This window comes from Bordetella saccharivorans (assembly GCF_045862855.1).
In the GTDB taxonomy this organism is placed as follows: domain Bacteria; phylum Pseudomonadota; class Gammaproteobacteria; order Burkholderiales; family Burkholderiaceae_B; genus Bordetella_A; species Bordetella_A petrii_F.
On record NZ_BAAFZO010000001.1, the window covers coordinates 2,318,346 to 2,344,062 of the forward strand.

At 70.7% G+C, this 25,717-nt stretch carries 23 protein-coding genes; 5 read left to right on the forward strand and 18 right to left on the reverse strand.

Annotated elements, in window-relative coordinates:
- Positions 1-6 precede the first annotated feature (6 nt).
- Both ACKTT0_RS11135 and ACKTT0_RS11140 read right to left on the reverse strand, forming a co-directional pair.
- Positions 7-1,194 (reverse strand): MFS transporter, encoded by a 1,188-nt coding sequence (locus ACKTT0_RS11135; protein ID WP_407849966.1) that lies wholly within the window; start codon positions 1,192-1,194, stop codon positions 7-9.
- Positions 1,195-1,203: 9 nt separating this feature from the next.
- On the reverse strand, positions 1,204-1,752 hold the full coding sequence (locus ACKTT0_RS11140; protein WP_407849967.1) for a GNAT family N-acetyltransferase: 549 nt from the start codon (positions 1,750-1,752) through the stop codon (positions 1,204-1,206).
- A 122-nt stretch (positions 1,753-1,874) separates the two neighbouring features.
- Here ACKTT0_RS11140 and ACKTT0_RS11145 point away from each other — a divergent pair, with 122 nt between their 5' ends.
- Together ACKTT0_RS11145 and ilvD are read left to right on the forward strand one after the other, a co-directional pair.
- Positions 1,875-2,768, forward strand: a complete 894-nt coding sequence (locus ACKTT0_RS11145) for a LysR family transcriptional regulator (RefSeq protein ID WP_407849968.1) — start codon at positions 1,875-1,877, stop codon at positions 2,766-2,768.
- A gap of 147 nt (positions 2,769-2,915) precedes the next feature.
- Positions 2,916-4,775: a dihydroxy-acid dehydratase gene (gene ilvD / locus ACKTT0_RS11150; protein WP_407849969.1), complete on the forward strand. Its 1,860-nt coding sequence runs from the start codon at positions 2,916-2,918 to the stop codon at positions 4,773-4,775.
- A gap of 142 nt (positions 4,776-4,917) precedes the next feature.
- Here ilvD and ACKTT0_RS11155 read toward each other — a convergent pair whose 3' ends face one another.
- The 3 genes from ACKTT0_RS11155 to ACKTT0_RS11165 all read right to left on the reverse strand — a co-directional run bounded on the left by ACKTT0_RS11155 (position 4,918) and on the right by ACKTT0_RS11165 (position 8,029).
- Positions 4,918-5,727 (reverse strand): SDR family oxidoreductase, encoded by an 810-nt coding sequence (locus ACKTT0_RS11155; RefSeq protein ID WP_407852415.1) that lies wholly within the window; start codon positions 5,725-5,727, stop codon positions 4,918-4,920.
- Positions 5,728-5,797: 70 nt separating this feature from the next.
- The gene (locus ACKTT0_RS11160; protein ID WP_407849970.1) at positions 5,798-6,631 is read right to left on the reverse strand and encodes an aldo/keto reductase; all 834 of its coding nucleotides are present in this window, start codon (positions 6,629-6,631) and stop codon (positions 5,798-5,800) included.
- A 219-nt stretch (positions 6,632-6,850) separates the two neighbouring features.
- The gene (locus tag ACKTT0_RS11165; RefSeq protein ID WP_407849971.1) at positions 6,851-8,029 is read right to left on the reverse strand and encodes an MFS transporter; all 1,179 of its coding nucleotides are present in this window, start codon (positions 8,027-8,029) and stop codon (positions 6,851-6,853) included.
- Between the two features lie 111 nt (positions 8,030-8,140).
- Here ACKTT0_RS11165 and ACKTT0_RS11170 point away from each other — a divergent pair, with 111 nt between their 5' ends.
- The gene (locus ACKTT0_RS11170) at positions 8,141-9,022 is read left to right on the forward strand and encodes a LysR substrate-binding domain-containing protein (RefSeq protein WP_407849973.1); all 882 of its coding nucleotides are present in this window, start codon (positions 8,141-8,143) and stop codon (positions 9,020-9,022) included.
- A gap of 34 nt (positions 9,023-9,056) precedes the next feature.
- On the opposite strand, the gene lpdA is transcribed toward ACKTT0_RS11170, so the two are convergent.
- From lpdA to ACKTT0_RS11220, 10 genes are all read right to left on the reverse strand, one after another.
- The gene (gene lpdA / locus ACKTT0_RS11175) at positions 9,057-10,454 is read right to left on the reverse strand and encodes a dihydrolipoyl dehydrogenase (RefSeq protein ID WP_407849974.1); all 1,398 of its coding nucleotides are present in this window, start codon (positions 10,452-10,454) and stop codon (positions 9,057-9,059) included.
- Positions 10,455-10,461: 7 nt separating this feature from the next.
- Positions 10,462-11,730 carry a 2-oxo acid dehydrogenase subunit E2 gene (locus ACKTT0_RS11180; RefSeq protein WP_407849975.1) on the reverse strand — a complete coding sequence of 423 codons (1,269 nt, stop codon included), beginning with the start codon at positions 11,728-11,730 and terminating at the stop codon, positions 10,462-10,464.
- A gap of 13 nt (positions 11,731-11,743) precedes the next feature.
- Positions 11,744-12,238 carry a VOC family protein gene (locus tag ACKTT0_RS11185; protein WP_094805589.1) on the reverse strand — a complete coding sequence of 165 codons (495 nt, stop codon included), beginning with the start codon at positions 12,236-12,238 and terminating at the stop codon, positions 11,744-11,746.
- Entirely contained in the window at positions 12,235-14,418 is a 2,184-nt protein-coding gene (locus tag ACKTT0_RS11190) for an alpha-ketoacid dehydrogenase subunit alpha/beta (RefSeq protein WP_407849976.1), read from the reverse strand. The genes ACKTT0_RS11185 and ACKTT0_RS11190 overlap by 4 nt, the downstream gene beginning before the upstream one ends.
- 24 nt (positions 14,419-14,442) lie before the next feature.
- Positions 14,443-15,246, reverse strand: coding sequence for an SDR family NAD(P)-dependent oxidoreductase (locus tag ACKTT0_RS11195; protein WP_407849977.1), 804 nt, complete (start codon positions 15,244-15,246; stop codon positions 14,443-14,445).
- 55 nt (positions 15,247-15,301) lie between these two features.
- Positions 15,302-16,018, reverse strand: a complete 717-nt coding sequence (locus ACKTT0_RS11200; protein ID WP_028355316.1) for an ABC transporter ATP-binding protein — start codon at positions 16,016-16,018, stop codon at positions 15,302-15,304.
- Positions 16,015-16,767: an ABC transporter ATP-binding protein gene (locus ACKTT0_RS11205; RefSeq protein ID WP_407849978.1), complete on the reverse strand. Its 753-nt coding sequence runs from the start codon at positions 16,765-16,767 to the stop codon at positions 16,015-16,017. The genes ACKTT0_RS11200 and ACKTT0_RS11205 overlap by 4 nt, the downstream gene beginning before the upstream one ends.
- Positions 16,764-18,023, reverse strand: a complete 1,260-nt coding sequence (locus ACKTT0_RS11210) for a branched-chain amino acid ABC transporter permease (RefSeq protein WP_407849979.1) — start codon at positions 18,021-18,023, stop codon at positions 16,764-16,766. The genes ACKTT0_RS11205 and ACKTT0_RS11210 overlap by 4 nt, the downstream gene beginning before the upstream one ends.
- Positions 18,020-18,961, reverse strand: coding sequence for a branched-chain amino acid ABC transporter permease (locus ACKTT0_RS11215; protein WP_407849980.1), 942 nt, complete (start codon positions 18,959-18,961; stop codon positions 18,020-18,022). Before ACKTT0_RS11215 ends, ACKTT0_RS11210 begins: the two co-directional genes overlap by 4 nt.
- 78 nt (positions 18,962-19,039) lie before the next feature.
- Positions 19,040-20,281, reverse strand: coding sequence for a branched-chain amino acid ABC transporter substrate-binding protein (locus ACKTT0_RS11220; RefSeq protein WP_407849981.1), 1,242 nt, complete (start codon positions 20,279-20,281; stop codon positions 19,040-19,042).
- 188 nt (positions 20,282-20,469) lie between these two features.
- Here ACKTT0_RS11220 and ACKTT0_RS11225 point away from each other — a divergent pair, with 188 nt between their 5' ends.
- Positions 20,470-21,207: an SDR family NAD(P)-dependent oxidoreductase gene (locus tag ACKTT0_RS11225; RefSeq protein WP_407849982.1), complete on the forward strand. Its 738-nt coding sequence runs from the start codon at positions 20,470-20,472 to the stop codon at positions 21,205-21,207.
- A 45-nt stretch (positions 21,208-21,252) separates the two neighbouring features.
- A complete protein-coding gene (locus tag ACKTT0_RS11230) occupies positions 21,253-22,005 on the forward strand; it encodes a FadR/GntR family transcriptional regulator (RefSeq protein WP_407849983.1) in 753 nt (250 codons plus the stop codon).
- A 703-nt stretch (positions 22,006-22,708) separates the two neighbouring features.
- Here ACKTT0_RS11230 and ACKTT0_RS11235 read toward each other — a convergent pair.
- The 3 genes from ACKTT0_RS11235 to ACKTT0_RS11245 form a co-directional block, all read right to left on the reverse strand.
- Complete coding sequence (locus ACKTT0_RS11235; RefSeq protein WP_407849984.1) at positions 22,709-24,046, reverse strand: NAD(P)H-dependent oxidoreductase; 1,338 nt, start codon at positions 24,044-24,046, stop codon at positions 22,709-22,711.
- Positions 24,043-24,918 (reverse strand): phytanoyl-CoA dioxygenase family protein, encoded by an 876-nt coding sequence (locus ACKTT0_RS11240; RefSeq protein ID WP_407849985.1) that lies wholly within the window; start codon positions 24,916-24,918, stop codon positions 24,043-24,045. Before ACKTT0_RS11240 ends, ACKTT0_RS11235 begins: the two co-directional genes overlap by 4 nt.
- A gap of 78 nt (positions 24,919-24,996) precedes the next feature.
- Entirely contained in the window at positions 24,997-25,671 is a 675-nt protein-coding gene (locus ACKTT0_RS11245) for a GntR family transcriptional regulator (protein ID WP_407849986.1), read from the reverse strand.
- Positions 25,672-25,717: the final 46 nt, after the last annotated feature.

Here is a 25,717-nt window from a genome sequence, read left to right on the forward strand (position 1 = left end):
CGCGGCTCAGCGCGCGGCGGCCTGGCGGCCGAAGCGCAGCGACAGCCACGCCGACGCCGCCAGGATGGTGGCGGCCAGGACCGTCGACACCACCATCGCGGCGCGCGGTCCGCCCCAGGCGATCAGTTCGGCGTATGCCACCGGCCCCGCGGCCGTCAGCAGGAAGCCCGGCACCAGCAGGCGGCCCACCAGCGCGCCGTATACGCGGTAGTCGAACAGGGCGAGCGGCAGGGTGCCGCGGGTGATGGTCAGCAGGCCGTTGCAGGCCCCGTACAGGCAGGCATAGAGCGCCGCCGCGACCGGGTGGCCGCCTAGCGTGCCGGCCAGGAAGCACAGCGGCAGTACGGCCGCGGTCAGCAGGTTCAGGGCCAGCGGGTGCAGGCGCGCGCCGAACAGCAATTCCAGCAGCCGCGCGCTGACCTGGCCGATGCCCCACAGCGCGGAAATGCCGACCGCCGCCGAGGCGGCCAGCCCCAGGCCGGTCAGCATGGCGATCAAGTGCGTGGCGTTGGCTGCGGCCAGGAAATTGGTGAGCATCGCGATCAGCGCGTAGAGCGCTTGCGCCAGCCGTTGGTCGGCGGGGCTGCGGGCCAGGCCCGGCTGCCGGCCGGCATGCGCCGCCTCGGCCGGGTACCGGCCCGCCGGCAGCGCCAGGTACAGGGGCAGGGTCAGCAAGGCCAGGCCCGCGTAGGCCAGCACGGCGCCGCGCCAGCCGAGCGCCTGCGCCAGCATCTGGCCGACCGGCCACATGACGGTGGAAGCCAGGCCGCCGAACAGGGTGATCTGCGACATGGCGCGCCGCGCCTGCGGGCCGCCGATGCGCGCCAGCGTGGCGAAGGCGGCGTCGTACAGCGACAGCCGCATGCCGATGCCCAGCGCGACCCAGGCGGCGTAGTACGGCACGGCGGCGTGCGCCGCCGCCAGCAGGCCGCAGCCCAGCGCGGTGAGCAGCGCGCCGGCCGGCATGACGCGGTGTCCGCCCCAGCGGTCGATGGCGTGGCCGGCCAGCGGCGAGGCGACCGCCATGATGACGATGGCCAGCGAGAAGCCGCCATAGATGCGCGCGGCGCTCCAGCCCAGTTCGGCCTGCATGGCCGGCCCGAAATTGCTGATCAGGTAGAACGAGACGCCCCAGCCGACCAGCTGGGTGATGCCCAGGCAGACGACCGCGCGGGCGGGAATGGCGGCGGACACGCGCGGATCTCAGGCGCGTTCGGCGGGCGCGCCGCGGTCGCCGTCGCCCAGCGCGCGCTGCATCAGCACCGTGTCGCGCCATTCGCCGAACTTGTAGCCCACCGAGCGCAGCGTGCCGGCCGGATGGAAGCCCTGGCTGGCATGCAGGGCCAGCGAGGCCGCGTTGCGGCTGTCGCCCACCACCGCCAGCATCTGGCGCCAGCCGCCGGCGCTGCAGCGTTCGATCAGCGCCGCCAGCAGCCTGCCGCCAATGCCGTGGCCGGCCTTGCCGGGCTTCACATAGACCGAGTCTTCCACCGTGTAGCGGTAGGCCGGGCGCGGCCGGTACGGCGTGGCGTAGGCATAGCCGACCAGCTCGCCGTCGAGCTCGGCCACCAGGTAGGGCAGCCGCTGCGCCAGCACCGCGTCGCGCCGCGCCCGCATATCGTCGCAGGAGGGCGGCTCCAGCTCGAAAGAGGCCGTGCCGTGTTGCACGTGGTGGGCGTAGATGGCGGCGATGGCGGGGATATCGGCGGCGGCGCTGTCGCGGATGACGAGCGGGGAAGCGGAAGCAGGCATGGAGCTGGGGGCGGCCGGGAGGGCGTTGACGACAAACCCGCAGTGTGCGCCCGGCCCATGCATTAATAAAGCTTTGGTTTATTATGCAATGCATAAGCAATTCTTTGGATATCGGGCACTGCATGCGCGGCCTCAACCTCGACCATCTGCGCATTTTCCTGGACGTGATCGAACTGGGCAGCTTCTCGGCCGCGGCCGACAAGCATGGGTTGACCCAGCCGGCGGTGAGCCTGCAGGTGCGCCAGCTGGAGCGCCGCTACGGCCTGCGCCTGGCCGAACGGGTGGGGCGGCGGGTCGCCGCCACCGCCGCGGGCGCCGACCTGCTGGCCCATGTGCGCGCCATCGACGCGGCGGTCGAGCAGGCCGAGCGCAGCATGCAGGCGCACAGCGCGCAGGTGGTGGGGCGCGTACGGCTGGGCACCGGCGCCACCGCCTGCACGTACCTGCTGCCGCCGCTGCTGGCCGACCTGCGGCGGCGTTTCCCGGCGCTGGAGATCGTCGCCAGCACCGGCAACACCGCCGACGTGCTGCGCGGCATCGAGGCCAATACCCTGGATATCGGCCTGGTCACTTTGCCCGCGCCGGGCCGCATGTTCCAGGTGACGCCGGTGCTCGACGACGAGTTCGTGGCCATCTTCCCGGCCAGTGGCACGCTGCCGGCGCGCGTCACGCCGCAGGCGCTGGCCGAGCGGCCACTGGTGTTGTTCGAGCCCGGCGCGCGCACGCGCGGCCTGGTCGACGACTGGTTCGAGGCCGCCGGCCTGCGCGCCCGGCCCGTCATGGAGCTGGGCAGCACCGAAGCCATGAAGGAGCTCGTGGCGGCCGGCCTGGGCTGCGCCGTGCTGCCGCGCATGGCGGTGCCTGCCGGACGCGGCCGGCCGGGGCTGCGCGTCAAGCCGCTGGCCCCGCGCCTGTCGCGCACGCTGGCGGTGGTGCTGCGCGGCGACAAGCCGTTGCATCGCGGGCTGGGCCAGCTGCATGCGGCGCTGCTGGCGCTGCGCGGCAGCCGGCCCTGAGCCGCGCCGGCCTTCCCGGGGCCACCCCTGTCAATCCGGCGTATTATTTAGCGTTTTGCCAAACCCCGTTTACGGTTCGCTAGCGCAATTCCGTCGTTGCAAGACCGCGTCCAGCGCTTTGCGAACCCCATCCGCCCGAGAAAGACCATGCCGCAATACCGTTCCCGCACGTCCACCCACGGCCGCAACATGGCCGGCGCCCGCGCCCTGTGGCGCGCCACCGGCATGCAGGACGGCGATTTCGGCAAGCCCATCATCGCGGTGGTCAACTCGTTCACGCAGTTCGTGCCGGGCCACGTGCACCTGCGCGACCTGGGCGCGCTGGTGGCCAGGGAAATCGAGGCCGCCGGCGGCGTGGCCAAGGAATTCAACACCATCGCCGTCGACGACGGCATCGCCATGGGCCATGGCGGCATGCTGTACTCGCTGCCGTCGCGCGAACTGATCGCCGATTCGGTCGAATACATGGTCAATGCGCACTGCGCCGACGCCATGGTGTGCATCTCGAACTGCGACAAGATCACCCCGGGCATGCTGATGGCCGCCATGCGCCTGAACATCCCGGTGGTGTTCGTGTCCGGCGGCCCCATGGAAGCCGGCAAGATCAAGTCGCCCACCGGCGGCAAGGTGGTGGCCAAGATCGACCTGATCGACGCCATGATCAAGGCCGCCGATCCCAACATCACCGACGCCGAGGCCGAACAGTACGAGCGCAGCGCCTGTCCCACCTGCGGCTCGTGTTCCGGCATGTTCACGGCCAACTCGATGAACTGCCTGACCGAGGCCATCGGCCTGGCGCTGCCGGGCAACGGCACCATCGTGGCCACGCACGCCTGGCGCAAGGGCCTGTTCGAGCAGGCTGGCCGCCTGGTCGTGGACCTGTGCCGCCGCTACTACGAACAGGACGACGCATCGGTCCTGCCGCGCAGCATCGCCACCAAGAGCGCGTTCCAGAACGCCATGACGCTGGACGTGGCCATGGGCGGGTCGACCAACACGGTGCTGCACCTGCTGGCCGCCGCGCAGGAAGCGGGCGTGGATTTCACCATGTCCGACATCGACCGCATTTCGCGCAAGACGCCGTGCCTGTGCAAGGCCGCGCCGGCCACCGACAAGTACCACATCGAAGACGTGCACCGCGCCGGCGGCATCCTCGGCATCCTGGGCGAACTGGCGCGCGCCGACCTGCTCGACCTGAGCTGCGGCAACGTGCACAGCGGCACCCTGGGCCAGGCCATTGCGCAGTGGGACATCAACGGCGGCGCGGGCGAGGCGGCGCAGAAGTTCTACCGCGCCGCGCCCGGCGGCATTCCCACCACGGTGGCCTTCAGCCAGGACGCCACCTTCCTGACGCTCGACCTGGACCGCCAGGGCGGCTGCATCCGCAGCAAGCAGCACGCTTATTCGCAGGACGGCGGCCTGGCCGTGCTGTACGGCAACCTGGCGCCCAAGGGCTGCATCGTCAAAACCGCCGGCGTGGATGAATCGCAGTGGGTCTTCACCGGCCGCGCGCGCGTGTTCGAAAGCCAGGACGACGCCGTCGAGGGCATCCTGGGCGACCAGGTCGCGCCGGGCGACGTGGTGGTGATCCGCTATGAAGGCCCCAAGGGCGGGCCTGGCATGCAGGAAATGCTGTATCCCACCTCGTACCTGAAATCCAAGGGCCTGGGCAAGACGTGCGCGCTGTTCACCGACGGCCGCTTCTCGGGCGGCTCGTCCGGCCTGGTCATCGGCCACGCCTCGCCCGAAGCGGCCGAGGGCGGCAACGTGGGCCTGGTCGAGGACGGCGATCGCATCGAGATCGACATCCCCAACCGCACCATCCACCTGGCCGTGTCCGACGAGGAACTGGCCAAGCGGCGCGCCGCCATGGAAGCGCGCGGCGCCCGGGCCTGGCAGCCGGTCGACCGCCGGCGCGTGGTCTCGCAGGCGCTGCAGGCCTACGCCGCGCTGGCCACTTCGGCCGACCGTGGCGCCGTGCGCGACGTGTCGCAACTGAAGCGGTAAGCGCTCAAGATACAAGGTGTCAGACCCCCGCGGATGTCAGGCACCTTCATGAAGCGATTTAGGTGCCAGACACTCTTTGGCATTTAGGTGTCAGACACCCAAGGGGTGTCTGACACCTGGCCGCCGGCCCACCGCCCGCGGTTCAGATCACCGAAGACGCCCCGCCGTCGACCGGGATGATCGCCCCCACCACATAGGCCGAGCGCGGGCTGGCGAGGAACAGCGCGACGTCGGCCACTTCTTCGGCCTTGCCGTAGCGGCCCAGCGGTATGCTGGACTGCCCTTCGGCCAGCGCCTCGTCGCGCGTGATGCCGCGGCGCTTGGCGTCCAGTTCCAGCACCTGCTCGACGCGCTGCGTGAAGACCGGGCCGGGGTTGATGCCGTTGATGCGGATGCCGTAGCGGGCGTAGTGCGCCGCCAGGCCCACGGTGGACAGCATCAGCGCGGCGTTGGCCGAGCCGCCGGCCAGGTGCGTGCTGGTGGGGCGCTTGCCGCCGTTGCCGATGATGTTCACCACGACGCCGTTGAGCGCGCCCGCCGGGCGGCTGGCGGCGCGCGCCCGCATGCGCGCCAGCGCGGCATCCTGCACGTGGATGTACGGGAAGAACTTGGCGTCCATGGCGGCGCGCCACTTGGCGGCGTCCAGGTCCTCGGGCTCGTGGCGGCGCGCGGCGCCGGCGCTGTTGACCAGGATGTCGATCGGGCCGATGTCGGTCTCGATGCGCTCGATGACTTGCGCGGCGGCCTGCGGGTCGGACAGGTCGGCCGCGTACACCGCCACGTTGTGGCCGCTGGCCTGCAGCTGCGCGCGCGCCTGCTCCAGGCCATCCGGATTGCGCGCGACGATGGCCACGTATGCGCCTTCGGCGGCGAACGCGTTGGCCACCGCAAGGCCGATGCCCTTGCTGCCGCCCGTTACCACCGTTATCTTGCCGTTCAGTTTCAGGTTCATCTTGCGCTCCCAGGGGACGATGGCGGTCAACGATACTCCATCCGCCCAACGTCCCGCCGCGAGCGCGGCGTCAGTCCCACTGCGGCGCAAGCCCTTCGGGCGACACCAGGCGGCCGTCGGGGCGCGCCAGGCCGGCCAGCGCGCGCATGTCGGCGGCGTCGAGCTCGAAGTCGAAGATGCGGGCGTTGTCGGCGGCCCGCTCGGCGCGCAGCGTCTTGCTCAGGGCAATGACATTGTCCTGCTGCACCAGCCAGCGCAGCGCGATCTGCGCCGGGGTCTTGCCCAGGCGCCGGGCGATGGCGCCGATGACCGGGTCCTGCAGCACCTTGCCATCGGCCATGCCGTAGTAGGCGGTGATGCTCATTCCCAGGCGCTGCGCTTCAGCGCGCACGGCCGACTGGTCCAGGTAGGGGTGGTACTCGACCTGGTTGTTGGCCAGCGGCGCGGCGCTCAGCGCGGCCGCCTCGCGCATCAGCGCGGTGGTGAAGTTGCTGACGCCGATATGGCGCGCGCGGCCGCTGGCATGGGCCTCGTTCAGCGCGGCGATCTGCTCGGCCAGCGGCACCTTGGCGCTGGGCCAGTGCAGCAGCAGCAGGTCGACATAGTCGGTGCGCAGGCGCGCCAGGCTGTCCTGCACCGACTGGCGGAAGTCGGCGCCGCGATAGTGGTCGACCCAGACTTTGGTGGTGACGAACACCTCGTCGCGCGGCACGCCGGATTCGGCCAGGCCGCGCCCGACCTCGGCTTCGTTGCCGTAGATCTGCGCGGTGTCGATATGGCGATAGCCCAGCCGCAGGGCCGTCTGGACCATGCGGACGGTGTCTTCGGCGGCCATGCGGAACACGCCCAGGCCCAGGGCGGGAATGGCGGCGCCGTCGCGGCCCAGGGGTTTGGTGGGGATCATTGCAGAAGGTTCCAGAAGTGAAGAGGGAAAGAAGGAATAAGGGGGGGGCGGCGGTGGCAGGTGTCTGACACCCCCTGGGTGTCAGACACCTTGTAATAGACACCTGGTAATGAGGGAGATAGGAGGCGTAGGGGAAGGCGTCAGACACCCCTGGGTGTCTGACACCTCAAGAGACACCCTGAGGTATCTGACACTCCCTACACCTCCCTACGCGCTGTGTCATGCCCGCGCGCACTCGGCGGCGGGCGCGGCGCGGCCGCGACGGTCCAGGTTCCAGCTGTACAGGGCGATGGCCAGGCCGCTGGCGGTCACGGCGGCGGCGACCAGCGGGGTGGCGGCCAGGCCGGGGCCGTGGTCGATGGTCAGGCCGCCCAGCCAGGCGCCGGCGGCATTGCCCAGGTTGAACGCGGCGATGTTGAAGGCCGACGCCAGGTTCGGCGCGCCGCCGGCTTTTTCCAGCACGCGCATCTGCAGGGGCGGCACGGTGGCGAAGGCAGCGGCGCCCAGCAGCGCCACGGTGGCCACCGCCGCGACCTTGGCGTATACCGTCAGGCTGAACACGGCCAGCACCACCGCCAGCAGGGCCAGGCTGCCGACCAGCGTGGGCATCAGGCGCCGGTCGGCCAGCTTGCCCCCGTAGGTGTTGCCTGCCACCAGGCCCACGCCGAACAGCAGCAGGATGGGCGACACGGCGCCGGGCCCGAAGCCGGTGAGTTCGGTCAGCAGCGGCGCGATGTAGGTGAAGGCGGTGAATACGCCGCCGAAGCCCAGCACCGTCATGGCGAAGCCCAGCAACACCTGCGGGCGGCCCAGGGCGCGCAATTCGCCCCTCAGGTCGCCGCCCTGGTCGCCGCGGCTGCGCGGCACCCAGGTGGCGATCGCCAGCATGGCCACCACGCCCACCGCGGTGACCGCCCAGAACGTCGAACGCCAGCCCCACGCCTGGCCGAGCCAGGTGCCGAACGGCACGCCCAGCACGTTGGCCAGGGTCAGTCCGGTGAACATCAGCGCAATGGCCGAGGCCTGCTTGTCGGGCTTGACCAGGCTGGTGGCGACCACCGAGCCCACGCCGAAGAACGCGCCGTGCGCCAGCGAGGTCAGCACCCGCGCGGCCATCAGGGTGGCGTAGTCGGGCGCCAGCGCACAGGCCAGGTTGCCGGCGGTGAAGATCAGCATCAGGCCGAGCAGCAGCGTCTTGCGCGGCAGGCGCGCGGTCAGGATGGCGACCGGGGGCGCGCCCACCACCACGCCCAGGGCGTAGCCGGTGACCAGCAGCCCGGCGCTGGACAGCGAGACGCCCAGGTCGGCGCCGACTTCGGGCAGCAAGCCCATGATGACGAATTCCGTGGTGCCGATGCCGAAGGCGCCGACGGCCAGCGCCCATAATGCGATAGGCATGAGTCTCTCCTGAGGTTTTTGGGGGTTTACCCGTAGGCCTCGCATTGTGCGCCGCGCCATCTGTGAGAAAAATAGGCCTACAATCACTTCACTTGTGACAGGAGGTCAAATATGGCCCTCAGTTCCGAAGCCTTGCGGGTCTTCCTGGCGGTGGTGGATACCGGCAGCATGAGCGCGGCCGCCGAGTTCCTGGGGCAGACTGCCTCGGGCGTCAGCCGCGGCCTGTCGCGGCTGGAAACGCAACTGGGCGTCACACTGCTGACCCGCACCACGCGGCGCATGGAGCTGACCGACGAAGGGCAGTTGTTCCTGCAGCGGGCGCGGCGCATCGTGGCGGAGCTCGACGATGCCGAAGAATGCATGCGCATCCGCCTGCAGCAGCCGGCCGGCAAGCTGCGCATCGACGCCTCGGCGCCGGTGATGCTGCATTGCGTGGTGCCCCACGTCGGCGAGTTCCGCGCGCGCTATCCCGAGATCTCCCTGGAACTCACCAGCAACGACCGCATCGTCGACTTGCTGGAACACCGCACCGATATCGCGCTGCGCGCCGGCCCGTTGTCGGATTCCAGCCTGCATGCGCGGCCGCTGCGGCCGGCGCCGCGTTTCGTGGTGGCCAGCCCGGCCTATGTGGCGCGGCGCGGCGCGCCGGCCACGCCCGAAGCGCTGGCCGGGCACGAGTTGCTGGGCTTCACGCAGCCCGAGACGCTGAATGTCTGGCCCCTGCGCCACGCGGGCGGCACCGGGCTGGCGATCGCGCCGACCCTGGCGGCGTCCAGCGGCGAGACCCAGCGGCAACTGGCGCTGGGCGGCGTGGGCATTGCCTGCCTGTCGGAGTTCATGCTGCGCGACGACCTGGCCAGCGGGCGCCTGGTGAAGGTGCTGGAACATGCCTACACCGATTACCTGCAGCCCATGCACGCCGTCTACTACCGCAACACCCAGTTGGCGCGGCGCATCGCCTGCTTCCTGGATTTCTTCGCCGAGCGGATCTGAACGGCGGGCTGCCGTCCAGGCTGCCGCTCGGGGTTCAGATATGCAGGGCGCGCCCGTAGGCCGCCAGTACCGATTCGTGCAGGGCCTCCGACAGGGTCGGGTGCGCGAACACCGTGTGCATCAGGTCCGCCTCGGTGGCTTCCAGCGTGGCGGCCACGCCGTAGCCGGCGATCAGCTCGGCGGCTTCCGGATGGATGATGTGCGCGCCCAGCAGTTCGCCCGAATCGGCGTCGAACACCGTCTTGACCAGCCCTTCCGCCTCGCCCATGGCGAGCGCCTTGCCGTTGCCGGCGTAGGGAAAGCGCCCGACGCGGATCCGCCGGCCGGCGGCCCCGGCCTGCTCGCGCGCGCGCGCTTCGCTCAGGCCCACGCTGGCCACCTGCGGATGGGCGTAGGTGCAGGCCGGGATGCGCAGCGGGTCGAGCGGCTGGACCGGCTGGCCGGCAATGGCGTCCACGCACAGCAGGCCTTCGTGACTGGCCTTGTGCGCCAGCCACGGCGCGCCGGCCACGTCGCCGATGGCGTACACGCCGGGTTCGGCGGTGCGGCCCAGGCCGTCGGTGACGATGTGGGTGCGCTCGACGCGCACGCGCGTCTGTTCCAGGCCCAGGTCCTCGACATTGCCGACGATGCCGGCGGCGACGATGACGCGCTCGACGTCGACCTCGCGGCGGCGGCCGCCCTGATCGAGCGTCACGCGCACCCCGGCGGCGGTGGGGCAGGAGGCCGCGACGGTGCAATCCGTCAGCACGCGGATGCCCTGTTTCTCGAACGCCTGGCGCGCCAGGCCGGCGATTTCGGCGTCTTCCTGGGGCAGGATCTGCGGCGCCATTTCCGCCAGCGTCACTTCGGCGCCCAGCGTGCGGTAGAAGCTGGCGAACTCGACCCCGATGGCGCCGCCGCCCACCACCAGCAGGGATGCCGGCAGCGCCGCCGGCGCCAGCGCCTCGCGGTAGGTCCAGATGCGTTCGCCGGCCGGCAGCGCGGGCAGGGCGCGGGGCCGGGCGCCGGTGGCCAGCACGATGTGGGCGGCCGACAGTGTCGCGCCGTCGTCGAGCGCCAGCCGGCCGGGACCGTCCAGGCGCGCGCGCGCCCGGTGCACGGCGACGCCGTTCTTCTTGAGCAGGTGCGCGACGCCGCGCCCCAGCTGGCCGGCCACTTTGCGCGAGCGCGCCACCATGGCGGCCAGGTCGGGGCGGGCCGCGGCGGCGCCGGCCACGCCGTAGTCCGCCGCCGCGCGGCAGGCGCGCAGCACGGCGGCGCTGTGCAGCAGCGCCTTGGTGGGGATGCAGCCCCAGTTCAGGCAGATGCCGCCCAGTTCGGCGCGTTCGACCAGGGCGGCGCGCAGGCCGAGCTGGGCGGCGCGCAGCGCGGCCACGTAGCCGCCCGGGCCGCCGCCCACCACGGCGATGTCGTAATCGTGTCGGCTCATCGCGGCCTCACAGCAGGATGCGCACGGGATGCTCGATCCGGGCGCGGAAGGCGGCCAGCCAGCGCGCCGCCACGGCGCCGTCGACCGCGCGGTGGTCGGCCGACAGCGTGACGGTCATGAGCATGGCGGCGCGGATCTCGCCGTCCTCGTCCACCACCGGCCGGCGCCGGGCCGCGCCGACCGCCAGGATGGCGGCCTGGGGCGGGTTGATGATGGCGGCGAACTGGTCGATGCCGTGCATGCCCAGGTTGCTGACCGTGAGCGAGCCGCCGGTGAACTCCTCGGGCCTGAGGCGGTTGGCGCGCGCGCGCGCGGCCAGCTCGGCGATCTCGGCGGCGATGGCGCCCAGCGGCTTGGCGTCGGCATCGCGCACGATGGGCGTGACCAGGCCGCCGTCGGTGGCGACCGCCACCGAGATGTCGGCGCCGGCATGGTGCAGCAGCGCATCGTCCTGCCACGACACATTCAGCCCGGGTTCGTCGCGCAGGGCCTGCGCGGCGGCGCGCACGATGAAGTCGTTGACCGTGGGACGCGCGCCGCCGTCCTGCCCCGCCTGCGCGCGCAAGGCCAGCAGCGCGTCGGCGCGGCAATCGACCGTCAGGTAGAAGTGCGGCACTGTCTGTTTGCTTTCGCTGAGGCGGCGCGCGATGGCGCGGCGCATGCCGGTATGCGGCACGCGCTGTTCGGCCAGGCGCGCGGCTGGCACGGCGGCCGGCGGCGGCGCGGCCGAGGCCGAAGCCGGCGCGCACCGGGCGGCCGCCTCGACGTCGCGCCGCACCACGCGGCCGCGCGGCCCGCTGCCGGCCAAGGCAGCCAGGTCCAGGTTCCATTGCGCCGCCAGCCGGCGCGCCAGCGGGCTGGCCAGGACGCGGCCGGCGATCGTGGCATCCGGCGCCGGGCCGGGCGTTGGCGACGCGGCCGGCGTGCCGCCGGGCTGGGCCGTCGCGGCATCATCTGCCCCGGCGCCCGCGCCTGCCGGCGCGGAGGCGTCGGCATGGCCCGCCAGCGCCGCCTCGATTGCCGCGGCGTCCTCGCCGGTTTCGAGCAGCACGCCCAGCACCGCATTGACCGGCACCGAGGCCGCGCCGGCCGGCACCACGATGCGGCCCAGCACGCCGGCCTGCTCGGCGTTGATCTCGACGATGGCTTTTTCGGTCTCGATTTCGGCCAGCGGCTCGCCCACGGCGACCGCGTCGCCTTCGCGCTTGAGCCACTGGTGCAGGGTGCCGCCGGACGCGTCGGCCGCCACGGCGGGTAGTCTGATCAGGTTTGCCACGCTCGTGTCCTCGCTATGCGGTTGCGGCCAGGTCGGGACGGTACTGCGCCAGGTCGTCGTATTCGACCAGCTCCAGCACGTTGCCCTCCGGATCGCGGAAGAAGGCCAGCCAGGTGCCGGGCCGCACTTCCATGGGCGCCGGCTGGCTGTCGAATGCCACGCCGCGCTCGGCCAGCCGGGCCGCCAGGCCGGCCAGGTCGCGCACGATGAAAGTCAGATAGCTGGCGTTGCGCCGGTCCAGGATGGCGGCGGTGGCGCCGGCCGCCTGCGGCGGCGCGGCCGGCTGCAGCAATTTCAGGCGCTCGCCATAGGGCGTCTGCAGGCGCGCCACTTCGTAGCCGTGCGGGCTCAGGCCGGTGGCCGCGGCCTTGTCGGCCGGCACGGTCACGCGGTTGACCAGCGCCAGGCCCAGCACGCCGACATAGAATTCCAGCAGGCGGTCCAGGTCGGCGCAGCACAGCCCGACTTCCAGGGGCGCGGCCATGTCCAGGCGGGGGGCGGCATTCATGCGCGTTCTCCTATGTCGGCCAGCGCCTCGCGCAGGCCTTCGATGATTTCTTCCGTGCCGGCGTAGGCGGCCCGTTCCAGCACCTTGGAGATGCTGGGCGAGGCCTCGCCGCCCGTGACCCGTTTGACCGGCTGGTCCAGCCAGTCGAAATAGCGTCGCTGGATTTCGTCGGCCAGCATGGCGCCGTAGCCGGTGCCGCGCGCGCCCTGTTCGACGATGAGCACGCTGTTGGTCTTGCGGATGCTGGCGCCGATGGTGTCCCAGTCGAGGCTGGCGCGGTCGAGCGTGCGCAGGTCGATCACCTCGGCATCCGCGCCGCTTTGCTCCACGGCCTCCAGCGCGCGCTGCACCATGGAAAGATAGGCCAGCACGGTGAGCTTGCCACCGGCGCGGCGCACGCGCGCCTTGCCGAAGGGAATATGGAAGTCCAGGTCGTCCTCGGGGATGGAGCCGCTGCTGCTGTAAAGATCGACATGCTCGATCACCAGCACCGGGTCCTTGGAAGCCAGCGCGGTATTCATCAGCCCCACGTAGTCATACGGGGTGGCCGGCGCCACGATGCGCCAGCCCGGCGCGGTGGCGAAGATGCCGGCCGGGTCCATCGAATGCTGCGAGCCATAGCCGGTGCCCATCGCCACCTTGGTGCGCAGCACCAGCGGCACGTCGATGTCGCCGCCGAACATGTGGCGGGCCTTGCCGATCTGGTTGAAGACCTGGTCGGCCGCCACCCACATGAAGTCGGGGTACATGAACTCGACCACGGGCTTGTAGCGGCCGTCCATGGCCAGCCCGCCGCCCAGGCCGGCGAAGGCGTTCTCGGAGATCGGCGTGCCCAGCACGCGGTCGGGGTAGCGCTCTTTCAGGCCGCGCGTGGCGCCGTTGGTCCCGCCCTTGAGCCGGTGCACATCCTCGCCCAGCACCACCACGCCGGCGTCGGCCTGCATGCGGCGGTCCAGCACGTCGGCCACGGCGTCGACGAACTTGCGCTCGGCCATGGGGCCATCGTGCTGGTCAGCTTCCAGGTAGCGCAGGCCTTGCAGTTCCGCGCCGTCGCTGCGCAGGCCCACATCGCGGAAATCCGGGCTGGGCCAGAGCGCCGCGCGGACGCGGCGCTTACCGCCGTCGGCCGCTTCGGTCAGGCGCCCGGCCACCTCGCGCATGGCCTGCTTGCAGGCCTGGCGCAGCGCGTCGACATCCGGCTGCGACAGCAGGCCGCGCCCGATCATCTCGGCGGCCGCCTTGTCGAGCGGGTCGCGGCGCCGCCATTGGGCTTCTTCTTCCTTGCTGCGATAGCCGAAGGCGCTGCCGGGGAACGGGCCGTTCTGGTGGAAGTAGCGGTACACGTCGGCCTCGACAATGGCGGGGCCGTTGCCCGCTCGCATGTGGGCCACTGCTTCGGACATGGCCAGGTACACCGCCAGCGGGTCCATGCCGTCCACTTTCCACGACGGGATGTTGAAGCCCTGGCCGCGCGCCGACAGGCGCGGCTCGGCGGTGGATTCTTCCACGGTGGTCGAGACCGCGTAGCGGTTGTTCTCGATGAAGAAGCACAGCGGCAATCGCCAGGCGGCGGCCAGGTTCATGGTCTCCAGGACCGAGCCGATATTCACCGCGCCGTCGCCGAAGTAGGTCACCGCGACCCGGTCGGTGCCGGCGTGCCGGTGCGCCCAGGCGGCGCCGGCGGCCAGCGGCACGCCGCCGCCCACGATGGCGTTGGTGCCCAGGGCGCCGGCCTCCAGCCAGCGCAGGTGCATGGAACCGCCGCGGCCGCGGCAATAGCCCTGCGCCAGGCCCATGATCTCGGCCAGGGTGCGCTGCAGGACCTCGTCCACCGCTGGCGTCAGCGGCGCGCGCGGATCCAGCCCGCCGGGCGCTACGTGCTGCAGCGCCTTGGCCAGGAACTGGTGGTGGCCGCGGTGCGAGCCGTTGATCTGGTCGCCCGCGCCCAGGGCCAGCACGGATCCGGCCGCGCCGCCTTCCTGCCCGACGGAGGAGTGGGCGGGCCCGTGGATCAGGCCTTCGGCGGCCAGTTCCAATACGGCTTCCTCGAACGCGCGGATCCAGTGCAGCTGGGTCAGCAAAGTGCCCAGCAGGGCCGGGTCGGCGGCGCGCCAGTCGTCGGACTGGGCGGTCAGTTCCCGCCAGGGCGCCCGCGGCGTCAGCGGTCGGTGTGTGGCCATGAGTGTCTCCAGTAGAACGGTGCGCTACAGGTAGCCGTAGCGGCTCCAGCCGCCGTCGGCCACCAGGGTGTGTCCGGTGATGTAGGCCGCCTGGCGCGAGGCCAGGAAGACGGCCAGGTCCGCCATCTCGCCCGGCTGGCCCAGGCGTCCCAGCGGCGTGCGGCGGCGCAGCTGCTCGGGGTCGAGCCGGCCGCGCGCGGCCAGGTCGCGCAGCAGGTCGGTCTCGATGTAGCCCGGCGCGAGCGCATTGACGCGCACCCCCGCATGGCCCCATTCGACCGCCAGGGTCTCGGTCAGCAGCACCACCGCGCCCTTGGTGGCGCAGTAGGCGGCGCGGTCGGGGGCGGCGACCACGCCGTACATCGAGGCCAGGTTGATGATCGCGCCGGCGCGCTGCGCCACCATGCGGCGGCCGGCCGCCTGCGCGCACAGGAACACGCCGGTCAGGTTGATGTCGACCGCGCGGCGCCACTCGTCGGGCTCGATCTCCAGCGCGGGCTTGTTGGCGGAAATGCCGGCGCTGTTGACCAGCACGTCGATGCCGCCGTGCGCCCGCTCGGCCGCGGCGAAGGCGCGCTCGACCGCTTGCGCGTCGGTGACCGAGGCGGGGCAGGCCACGGCCTGGACGCCTTGCGACTGCAGCGCGGCGGCGGCCTCGGCCAGCGCCGCTTCGTCCACGTCCAGCAGCGCGATGCGCGCGCCCTGGCGCGCAAAGGCCTGCGCGGCGGCCAGTCCGATGCCGCGGGCCGCGCCGGTCACGATCACGCTCTTGCCGCGCAGCTCCGGGTAGCAGGCCGGCGCGGCGGCGGTGTCTTCGATTTGCTTCAAGATAGGAATCCGTCAGGTAAGAGGGAGGGAAGCGCGCGCGCCCTGGGCGCTCGGCTCATACGGCCAGCCATTCCTGGACCACGTCCGGGCGTTCATGCAGCGCGGCGGGCGGGCCCTCGAACACCACGCGCCCGTGGCCCATCACATGCACGCGCGAGGACACTTTCAGCGCGATGGCCAGTTTCTGTTCCACCAGCAGCACCGACACGCCGCGCCGATGGATGTCGCGGATCACTTCGGCGATGACCTCGACGATCTTGGGCGCCAGGCCTTCGGTGGGCTCGTCGATCAGCATGACCTTGGGGTTGCCCAGCAGCGTGCGGCACATGGTCAGCATCTGCTGCTCGCCGCCCGACAGGTTGCCGGCCCGGGTGTTGCGCCGCTCTTTCAGGCGGGGGAAATACGTGAACATCTGCTCGGCGTCCCAGGCGGCCGCGCCGGGACGGGCGGGCTGCTCGCCCATGCGCAGGTTCTCGTCCACCGTCAGGTTGGCGAACACCTCGCGCTCTTCGGGCACGTACCCGACGCCCGCGCGGGCGATCTGGAACGCGCGCAGGTTGGTGATGTCGCGGCCCTCGATGGCGATGCGCCCGCGCGCGGCCGGCACCAGCCCCATGATGGTCTTCATGGTGGTCGAGCGGCCGGCGCCGTTGCGGCCCAGCAGGCTCACCACCTCGCCCTGCCGGATGGCCAGGTCGATGCCGCGCAGGATGTGGCTCTTGCCATAGTAGGCATGCACCTGCTGCAGGCTCAGCAGCGTCGGGTCGGTCATACGGTCTGCTCCCCCAGGTAGGCTTCGCGCACCCCGGCGTCGGCGCGGATCTGCTCCGGCGTGCCGGTGGCCAGGATCTCGCCGTACACCAGCACGCTGATGCGGTGCGCCAGCGAGAACACCACCTGCATGTCGTGCTCGACGATCAGCAGGGTGCAGTCGCGCGTGACCTCGCGGATCAGCTCGACGGTGTAGTCCACTTCATGCTGCGACATGCCCGCCATCGGCTCGTCCAGCAACACGACCTTGGGGCGCGAGGCCAGCGTCATGCCGATTTCGAGCGAGCGCTGCTCGGAATAATTGAGGTCGCCCGCGGCCACATCGCGGCGCGCGGTCAGGCGGATTTTCTCCAGCAGGCGGTCGATGTCCTCGTTGACGCCGCGCTGGCGCGCCACCGGACGCCAGAAGTGATACGTCAGCCCGTGCATGCGCAGCACCGCCAGGCGCAGGTTCTCGCGCACGCTCAGGCGCGGGAAGACGTTGGTGATCTGGAACGAGCGCGCCAGCCCCAGCCCGTTGATGCGTTCCGGCGGCAGGCCCTCGATGCTTGCGCCGTCCAGGCGGATATGCCCGGCGCTGGGCGCGAAGCTGCCCGATATCAGATGGAACAGGGTGGACTTGCCGGCGCCGTTGGGGCCGATCACGGCATGGCGCTCGCCGGCTTGCACCGCCAGGTTCACGCCGCGGATGATCTCGGCGTCGCCGAATGATTTGCGCAGGCCGTCCAGCGCGAGAATGGGAGCGGTCATGGCGCGGCCTCCAGCGACAGCGCGGGTTGGGACGGACGGCGCCACAGGGCGGCCGCCCAGCGCGCCGCCAGCAGGCCGGCGCCCAGCAGCGCCAGCGGCAGCCACCAGGTGGCCGGCGAGACGGGCGCCCACTCGCGGCCGAACAGCTCGATCGGCGGCCAGCCGGACGTGGGGTTCATGGCCAGCATGGCGCGGTAGTCGCGCGCGAACATGCGCTGCAGCAGCTCGACCGTGAACACGGTGGCGGCCGTCAACAGCAGTGCGGCGCCCAGCGACACGCCGAAGGGTGGCAGCCAGCGCGCCAGCCCGCGCTCGCGCAGCGAGTGCGCGCCGCGCTGCAGCAGCCCCACCAGGCCGTCCGGCACGAACAGCATCACCAGCACGAACAGGATGCCCTGGTACAGCAGCCACGAGCGCGTCAGGTCCGACAGGGTCTGGCTCAGGAACGTCAGCACCGAGGCGCCCAGCACCGGCCCCAGGAAGGCGTTGACGCCGCCGATGTAGGCGAACAGCACCGCGTCGGTCGACAGCTTGACTTCGAACAGCACGTAGTTGGCGGCCTCGATGTTCAAGGCCTGCAGGCCGCCGGCCACGCCCGAGAACATGGCCGACAGGGCGAACACCACGGTCTTCAGCGTGTGCGGGCGATAGCCCAGGTAGCGCAGGCGCTGGGTGTTCTCGCGCAGGCCGAGCGCCAGCCGGCCCAGCGGCGTGCGGGTCAGGCCGTAGAGCGCGGCCAGGCAGGCCACCACCCAGACCAGCACCAGGTAGTACACCTCGGAGGTCGAGCCGAAGGTGAAGCCCCAGGCCGGCATGCGCATGCTGGAGACGCCGGCTTCGCCGCCGAACAGGGCCTTCAGGTGCGGCGCCAGCGCGTGCAGCAGTTCGGCCAGGGCCAGCGTGATCATGGCGAAGTACACGCCGGAGCGCAGCGTGGCGAACCAGCCGGCCGCCAGCCCGAACAGCAGCCCGGCCGCGCCGCCGACCAGCGGCATCAGCGGCGTGGGCAGCAGCCCGGCGCCGCCCAGCGCGTTCATGGCGTGGATGGTGGCGAAGGTGCCCACGCCGAAATAGGCGGCGTGGCCGAACGACAGCATGCCGGCCTGGCCGGCCAGCAGGTTGAAGGCGCAGGCGAACAGGGCGGCGATCAGCATCTGCACCGCGGCCACCAGCTGGCCGGCCGGCAGCAGGTAGGGCAGGGCCAGCGCGCCGGCCACCAGCAGCGCGGGCAGGGCGAAGGACAGGCCGCGCTTCATGCCTGCTCTCCCTTCAGCCCGGAGGGCCGAACCAGCAGCACCAGCAGCATCAGCAGGAACGGCAGGGTGGCCGCCAGGCTGGAGATCTTCACCGTCATCAGGCCGCCCACCCGTTCGGCCCATTCGCCCGCGCCGAACAGGCCGAACAAGGTGGCCAGGCTGGCGTCGATGCCGACCGAGAACGAACTGAGCAGGCCGATCAGCAGCGAGGCGATCATGGCGCCTTCCAGCGAGCCCAGGCCGCCCACCACGACCACCACGAACACCAGCACGCCGAGCTCCAGCGCCATGTTCGGGTTGGTGGTGTAGAAGGCCCCGGCCACCGCGCCGGCCAGCCCGGCCATGGCGGCGCCCACGCCGAACACGCTCATGAACACCAGCGGCACGTTGTGGCCCAGCGCCTCGGCCATGCGCGGGCGATAGATCGCCGAGCGCACCACGATGCCGACCCGCGTGCGCGCCAGCAGCAGGTAGATGACGGCGAACATGGCCAGCGACACCACGCCCATCAGCAGGCGGTAGAACGGATAGTCGGCCGCGAACACGCGGAAGGCGGCGAAGTTGAGGAATTCGGGCACCCGGTAGTCGACCGGGAAGTCGCCGTAGAACAGCTTGACGAGCTCGGCCACGATGAAGGCCAGGCCGAAGGTGACCAGCAGTTCCTGCGCGTGGCCGTACTTGTGCACGCGGCGCAGGAAGAAGCGTTCCACGCCCATGCCAAGCAGGCCGGCCACCAGCGTGGCCAGCGCTAGCGCGGCCCAGAAGCCGGTGACCGGCGCCAGGGTGTAGGCGGCGTAGGCGCCGATCATGTAGAACGAGGCGTGGGCGAAGTTCAGCACGCCCATCATGCCGAAGATCAGGGTCAGGCCGGCCGAGACCATGAACAGCAGCAGGCCGTAGATCACGCCGTTCAATAGCGAGATGGTGAAGTATTCCATGTGCGCTCCGGAGAATCGTCCGCGCGGCCGCCTCGCCCCGGTGGCAAGGCGGCCGGACACCCGCGACGCGTGTGCGTATCAGCCCTGGTCGGGACGGGCCATCTTGCAGGTGCCCTGCGGCGGGGCCGACACGTCGCCCGCTGCCAGCACCTTGACCGGCTCGAAGCCCATGTCCGTGCCGTCGGTCTTGTACTGGGCGGTCTTGGTCACCTTGGACACCACCATCGGCAGTTGCACCTGGTGGTCTTCGGCGCGCATCGAGTATTCGCCCAGCGCCGTCTTGACCGTGACCTTCTCCAGCGCGCGCGCCAGGTCGGGCACCGGCAGCCGGCCGTCGCGCGGCTGCACCTGCTGCAGCGCCTGGCCGAGGAACCGCATGCCCATCACGGTCTGCGGCTCGACGTAGCTGGGGTAGTGGCCGGTCTTGGCCTTGTAGTCCTCGGCGAACCGGGCGCCTTCCTCGCCGGCCGCCTGGGCGTTGAAGGGATGGGCGATGTAATGGCCCAGCGCTACTTCGCCGGCGTTGGCCAGGTTGCCGACCTGGTCCAGGAACACCGTGCCGAAGCGCACCTTCAGGCCGCCGGCCTGGGTCGCCTTCATGAGCAGCAACAGGTCGTTGGACCAGTTGCCGGTGATGACGGTGTCGGGGTTGGCCGAACGGATGCGGGCGACGTAGGGGGCGAAGTCCTGGATCTTGTTGACTTCGTGCAGTGTCTTGCCCACCACCTGGTAGCCGTAGTCGTCGGCGTAGCGCTCGGTGGCGCTTTCCATGTCCTGGCCCCAGGAGTAGTTCTGGTTGATGGCGTAGACGCGCTTGCCCAGCGTGCCGTCGGCGGCCATGACGGCGGTCAGCGCCTTGACCCGCAGTTCGGCATTGGTGGTGAAGCGGAAATGATAGAAGTTGCACTTCTCGCCGGTCAGCTCGAGCGCTTCGCCGCCCATGTTCAGGAACACGATTTCCTTGCCGGGATTGCGCAGGTTGTATTTGCGCACGTCTTCGGTCAGCTGGCCGGAGATGGCCGACGAAGCGCCCTGGGCGATGATCTGCACGCCGTCCGCGGCGGCGGCGCGGAAGCGGTCCGACGCGCCCACCGGCCCGCCCTGGTTGTCGAACTCGACCAGCTCCAGCGGTTCGCCGTTCCAGCCGCCGGCGGCGTTGATGCGATCCAGCTCGTATTTGATGGCGGCGCGGAACATCTGGCCGGTCGAGGCCTGCGGCCCGGACAGCGTTTCGATCAAGCCGATTTTCACGGGCGCCGCCTGGGCGGCGGCGGCAAGTCCGGCCACGCATAGCGCGCCGGCGGTCAGGGCCAGTTTCATCGTGTCTCCTCCAAAAGATAGGGCAGGGCTTGCGCCTGCTTGCGTGGCGGCGCCAACTGTTTTACGCTTGGCGCCAAGTTGTCAGATAAATAAAAAAGTTATCAGACAAATTATCGGGCACGCTTTTTTGGCGTGTCAAGCAGGGTTTGCGCGGCCTGATGGCCGCCCGCGATGCCGGAGGAGGCAAGATGATTTCGTACCAGGGCCAGGTGGTGGCGATCACGGGCGCCGGCAATGGCATAGGCCTGGCTGCCGCGCGGTTGATGGCCGCGCATGGCGCGAGCCTGTTGTTGACCGACATCGACGCCGGGCGGCTGGCCCCGCTGGCCGCCGAGCTGCAGGCCGCAGGCGCACCGGTGCTGGCGCGCGCGCTGGACGTGGCGTCGTCGGCGGCATGCGAGGCGGTGCTGGGCGAGGCGGCCGCGCATTTCGGCGGGCTGGACCATGTAGTGCACTGTGCCGGCATCTATCCCGAGAAGCTGGCGCACGAGACCAGCGACGCCGACTGGCAGGCCCTGATGCGGGTCAACCTGGACGGCGCGTTTTATGTGTGCCGGGCCGCCCGGCCGCATTTGCGCGAGGCGGGCTCTATTGTGTTGCTGTCGTCCCTGGCGGCGCACCGCGGCAGCTATGCGCATGCCGCGTATGCGGCGTCCAAGGGCGCGGTGTTGAGCCTGGCGCGCAGCCTGGCGCTGGAGTTCGCGCCGCGCGTGCGCGTGAACGCCGTGTCGCCGGGCATCATCGCCACTGCCATGACGCGCGGGCTGATCGACCAGAAGGGCGGCCAGTTGCTCGACAGCACGCCGCTGCGCCGGTATGGCACGGCCGAGGAAGTGGCGGGCGCGATCGCTTTCTTGTGTTCGCCGCTGGCCGGTTTCGTGACGGGCGAAGTGCTGCAGGTCAACGGCGGCATCTACATGGGGTAGGCGTGTTGCCTGCCTCTATACTTCCCCATTCCCGCGAGCGCCGCCATGACCGACCTGTCCCGCCCCGAAGCAGCCCCTGAACCGCCGCCGTCCGGCGCCGCGCGCGGCTCGCTGTCGGCCGGCGTGGCCGATGCGCTGGCCGAGCAGATCCGCCAGGGTGTGCTGGCCCCGGGCGACCGCCTGCCCACCGAGAAGCAATTGACGGAACGCTATGCGGTCAGCCGCGCCGTGGTGCGCGAGGCCATGGCGCGGCTCAAGTCGGAAGGCATGGTGGTGTCGCAGCAGGGCAGCGGCGTGTTCGTCGATCCCAATGTGCACAAGAATGCGTTCCGCGTGTCGGCGCTGAAGCCGCACGACAGCAAGGAGCTGGAGCATATTCTCGAGCTGATGTTGTCGATCGAGGTCACGGCGGCCCGCTATGCGGCCGAACGCCGCAGCGAGGCCGACCTGAAGAAGATCCGCCAGGGGTTGGTGGGCATGGAGTACGCGCTGCTCAACGACCAGCTTGGCGACGAGGAGGACTACCAGTTCCACCAGGCCATTGTGCAGGCGACGCACAATCCATACCTGGTGGCGCTGAGCGAGCATCTCGAAGCAAGCGTGCGGCGCGTCATCCGCAGCGCACGCCACAATACGGCGCGCCGCTATGCGGAGCGCATGGCCGCGGTGCAGAGCGAGCACCAGGCGATTTTCCAGGCCATCGCAGCGGGCGACCCGGAAGCGGCCGGCCGCGCGGCCGAGCAGCACCTGCGCAACGCAGCCGACCGCCTGCGGTTGTTTCGCGCCGAGCGTCGCTAGGGAAAGGGTTGGCTGGCTTGGCCGGAGGGCGGTTGTCTTGAGCAGGGCAAGGTCTTTCTTGGGGCGTCCTGGGCGGGGCTGGGGAGTGCGGGCCGGCCACGTCGCTCGGCTCGGGCGCGCCACCAGGCGCCCTCGGCCCCCTGCGGGGGCTGCCCTCGCTCCAACTGGCCGTCCCGCACTCCCCAGCCCCGCCCAGGACTCGCAGCAGCGGCATGCGGCGGTCCGTTGGACCATTTGGGAACGGGGGGTCAGCGATTGCGTAGGCAGGTGTCAGACACCCCTTGCGACAGTCCCGCCTATCCGCCCCAACCGAGGCAGGGGTGTCTGACACCTGGGCAATACATGAGGGGTCTGATACCCGGGCAACACCAACGTAGGTGTCAGACACCCCCGTGCACATCGTCTCTTCAAGCACGACCGTCGCAAGGGGTGTCTGACACCTGTTAGACCAGCACAAAGGTATCCGACGCCGACCTACCCGAGATCCTGCGAGCCCGGGCGTGCCGGTGGGGCCTGGGCGGCCAGTTGGAGGGAGGGCAGCCCCCGCAGGGGGCCGAGGGCGCCTGGTGGCGCGCCCGAGCCGAGCGACGTGGCCGCCCAGGCCCCACCGGCACGCCCGGGCGTCTCAAGAACTCAGAAATCCCCTCGGACAAATCCCCCAGACTCCTTCACCGACAGCCCCCCGGGAGCTCTCCCCGGCAAGTCACGCGAAAGTCTGCTCCATCTCGCGCCGGAACTGCACCGCCGCGGCGCGTTCGTCGAAATCCACGTCGTGCCAGCGGATCGGCTGCGACTGCCGCACCGGATTCTTCAGCTTGACCTTGTGCGCCAGCCCCAGCGGCAAGTAGCCGTCGGCCACCGAGTCGCGCGCCGGCATCAGCTTGCCGTACACCGTGTAGCCGCCCTCGCCGTCCAGCTCGTCGCCCGGCGCGAGGTCGCGCTTGGCGGTGGCCACCACGTCGCCATGCCAGCCGGAGGCCGAGCCGGTGGGCTCGTGCCGCAGGCCCACGCTCGCCACGCTGATGCCCAGCTCAAGCCCGATCAGGTGATACGGCTTGTACATGGCCGCATAGTTGCCGCTCGGGTCGGTGATCAGGCCGTACTCCTTGAAACAGCGGCGTACGTAGTCGCTGTCCGCCGCCAGGGTCACGTACACCCCCCAGCGCAAGTCGCGGAACACCGGCCGGCCGTCGCGCTCCAGCGAGGAGATCACTTCCACCTGCCCGCGGTGGTGCAGCATGCCGCCTTCCTCGCGCGGGCGCAGCACCCGCGCCAGGTCATCCACCCCGCAGGGCGGGAAATGCAGCCCGGACGGCGCCGGCAGCAGGCCGGTGGCGTTGGCCACCGCGGCCATTTCGATGGCGCTCTTGGTGCCATCCAGGAAGCTGTTGAACATCTGCGCGTTGAAATCGCCCGCGGCCACCATCTCGTCGGTGAACCCGTAGTACGGCCAGACCGTGTCCGGGGTGGACGTGTGGAACTCCGGCAGGTACTTGGTGCCCTTGCCGGCGGCGATGACCTCGAAGCCACTGGCGCGCGCCCAGTCGACCATCTCGCAGATCAGGGCGGGCTGGTCCCCGTAGGCCAGCGAATAGACAATGCCGGCCTCGCGCGCGCGGCGCGCCAGCAGCGGACCGGCCAGCGCGTCGGCCTCGACGTTGACCATGATGATGTGCTTGCCGTGCTCGCAGCAGGCTTGCACGTGGGCGATGCCGGCGGCCGCCTGCCCGGTAGCGTCGATCACGATCTCGACTTCCGGGCTGGCGATGACCGCGGGCGTGTCGTCGCTGAAATAGACCCGCCCGGAGCGCGCCGCGTCATGCAGGCTCTCGGCGCGCAGCGCGTCGGCCGGCCATCCCACCCGCGTCAGCGCCGCGCGGGCCCGGTCCGGCCGCAGGTCGGCTACCGCCACCAGCTGGATGCCGGGCGTGCGGCGCGCCTGGCTGAGGAACATGGAACCGAACTTGCCGGCGCCGATCAGCGCCACCCGCAGTGGCTTGTGGTCGGCCTGGCGCTGCTTGAGCAGGCGGTGCAGGTTCATTGTGCAGTCTCCTCCAGGCGTTCGAGCGAGGTCCGTGCCGCCTCGGCCGGCGTGCCATTTTTCCATGGCAGTTCCACAGCATAGTCCTTTTGCAGGCAATCGTCGGGCAGGCAATCGATCGGCGTGAAATCCCGGTGGGCGATCCATTCCACCCGCTTGAAGCGCCGGATATGGTTCGATACCGCGCACAGGCTCAAATAGACGCTGACGCGGTTCCAGGGGCTGAGGTTGGAAGACGACGCATGCACCAGGCACGAGTGGAACAGCAGCATCGACCCGGCCGGCCCCTTGGGCGCGACGATGCCGCCGTCGCGGCCCCCGGCCTTTTCCACCATGGTGCGGATGTTGTCGTTGTTGATGGTCCAGAGCGGATAGCTGGTGGTGGTGGTGTCGTGGCCCGCCTCGAGCACGCCCAGCCGGTGGCTGCCCGGGATGAACATCAGCGGCCCGTTGTACTCGTTGACCTCGTCCAGGAAGATGGCCACGTTCATGGCCCGCGGGGTGGGCATCAGGTCGTCGTTCAGCCAGGTGCCGTAGTCCTGGTGCCATTGCCATACGTCGCCGTCGAACGCGTTCTTGCCGTTGATCTTGAACTGGTGCATGTACACGGGTTCGCCGAACAGCTGCTCGACCGGGCGCACCATGCGCGGATGCCGGGCCAGGCGCGCGAACGGCGCGCTGTACAGGTGGGCCGCGAAATTGGTGCGGACCGCGCCGCCGTGCTTTTCGCGCACGTTCTCGGGCCGGTCCTGCGCGTAAAGGCGCGGCACCTCCTCGGTGAGCGTGGCGATTTCCTGCGGGGAAAACAGGGCGGGGAAGAACAGATACCCGTCCCGGTCGAATTGATCGCGTTGCGCTTGGCTCAGTTGCATCGTCGTCTCCGGGTGGGGCCGGCTGCGGCCGGCTCTGGTGCTTCCGGCGTCGCGCGCCGGTGTAGGGAAAATCGCGCCTCAGGCGCGCGGGGCGTCGCGCAGGCGCGGGATCAGCCCGGCCGCGGCGCGTTCGGCATGTTCGCGCGACAAGGCGGCGGCGCGCTCGTCGTCGCCGGCGTTGATCGCGTCCACGATGGCAATGTGCTCGTCCCACAGGCCCGCGCGCACGCCGGCCGGCTCGGAGACGGCGCACATCACGCGCTCCAGGTGGCCCCATTGCGGCTGCATGACCGAGGCCAGCAGCCGGTTGCCCGATGCGTCGTAGATGGCATGGTGCAGCCGCGTATCGGCGGCGATCAGGGCCGGCATGTGGCCGCGCCGCATGGCGGCCAGGCCGCGCTCGACCAGGGCGGCGGGCAGCGGCGGCGCGGCGCCGGCCGCCACGCGCCGGGCGGCCAGCCGCGCCGCCAGGGCGTCCACCTCGGCGCGCAGTTGATAGAACTCGGCCACCAGTTGCGGGTCGAGCGGCGCGACCTGCAGGGTGCCGCGGCCGTCGGCGCGTATGGCCAGGCCATCGCGTTCCAGGTGGGCCAGCGCTTGCAGCACCGGTTGGCGCGAGATCCCGAAGCGCGTGGCGAGCTCTTCCTGTCCCAGCCGCAGGCCGGGGGCCAGCTGGCCGCCGATGACGGCTTCGCGCAATTGCGTGTAGACGGTGTGGGCCAGGTCGCTGGCGGGAGGCAGGGGCTTGAGCATGGCGCGGTCCGTGGATTTCTGTATTCAGAATACAGAAATCCACGGC

Coding starts and splice junctions, on each gene's coding strand:
- ACKTT0_RS11140 (WP_407849967.1), bottom strand. CDS start 1,752: ATGCCTGCTTCCGCTTCCCCGCTCGTCATCCGCGACAGCGCCGCCGCC.
- ACKTT0_RS11145 (WP_407849968.1), top strand. CDS start 1,875: ATGCGCGGCCTCAACCTCGACCATCTGCGCATTTTCCTGGACGTGATC.
- ilvD (WP_407849969.1), top strand. CDS start 2,916: ATGCCGCAATACCGTTCCCGCACGTCCACCCACGGCCGCAACATGGCC.
- ACKTT0_RS11155 (WP_407852415.1), bottom strand. CDS start 5,727: ATGAACCTGAAACTGAACGGCAAGATAACGGTGGTAACGGGCGGCAGC.
- ACKTT0_RS11160 (WP_407849970.1), bottom strand. CDS start 6,631: ATGATCCCCACCAAACCCCTGGGCCGCGACGGCGCCGCCATTCCCGCC.
- ACKTT0_RS11165 (WP_407849971.1), bottom strand. CDS start 8,029: ATGCCTATCGCATTATGGGCGCTGGCCGTCGGCGCCTTCGGCATCGGC.
- ACKTT0_RS11170 (WP_407849973.1), top strand. CDS start 8,141: ATGGCCCTCAGTTCCGAAGCCTTGCGGGTCTTCCTGGCGGTGGTGGAT.
- lpdA (WP_407849974.1), bottom strand. CDS start 10,454: ATGAGCCGACACGATTACGACATCGCCGTGGTGGGCGGCGGCCCGGGC.
- ACKTT0_RS11185 (WP_094805589.1), bottom strand. CDS start 12,238: ATGAATGCCGCCCCCCGCCTGGACATGGCCGCGCCCCTGGAAGTCGGG.
- ACKTT0_RS11190 (WP_407849976.1), bottom strand. CDS start 14,418: ATGGCCACACACCGACCGCTGACGCCGCGGGCGCCCTGGCGGGAACTG.
- ACKTT0_RS11200 (WP_028355316.1), bottom strand. CDS start 16,018: ATGACCGACCCGACGCTGCTGAGCCTGCAGCAGGTGCATGCCTACTAT.
- ACKTT0_RS11205 (WP_407849978.1), bottom strand. CDS start 16,767: ATGACCGCTCCCATTCTCGCGCTGGACGGCCTGCGCAAATCATTCGGC.
- ACKTT0_RS11210 (WP_407849979.1), bottom strand. CDS start 18,023: ATGAAGCGCGGCCTGTCCTTCGCCCTGCCCGCGCTGCTGGTGGCCGGC.
- ACKTT0_RS11215 (WP_407849980.1), bottom strand. CDS start 18,961: ATGGAATACTTCACCATCTCGCTATTGAACGGCGTGATCTACGGCCTG.
- ACKTT0_RS11220 (WP_407849981.1), bottom strand. CDS start 20,281: ATGAAACTGGCCCTGACCGCCGGCGCGCTATGCGTGGCCGGACTTGCC.
- ACKTT0_RS11225 (WP_407849982.1), top strand. CDS start 20,470: ATGATTTCGTACCAGGGCCAGGTGGTGGCGATCACGGGCGCCGGCAAT.
- ACKTT0_RS11230 (WP_407849983.1), top strand. CDS start 21,253: ATGACCGACCTGTCCCGCCCCGAAGCAGCCCCTGAACCGCCGCCGTCC.
- ACKTT0_RS11235 (WP_407849984.1), bottom strand. CDS start 24,046: ATGAACCTGCACCGCCTGCTCAAGCAGCGCCAGGCCGACCACAAGCCA.
- ACKTT0_RS11240 (WP_407849985.1), bottom strand. CDS start 24,918: ATGCAACTGAGCCAAGCGCAACGCGATCAATTCGACCGGGACGGGTAT.
- ACKTT0_RS11245 (WP_407849986.1), bottom strand. CDS start 25,671: ATGCTCAAGCCCCTGCCTCCCGCCAGCGACCTGGCCCACACCGTCTAC.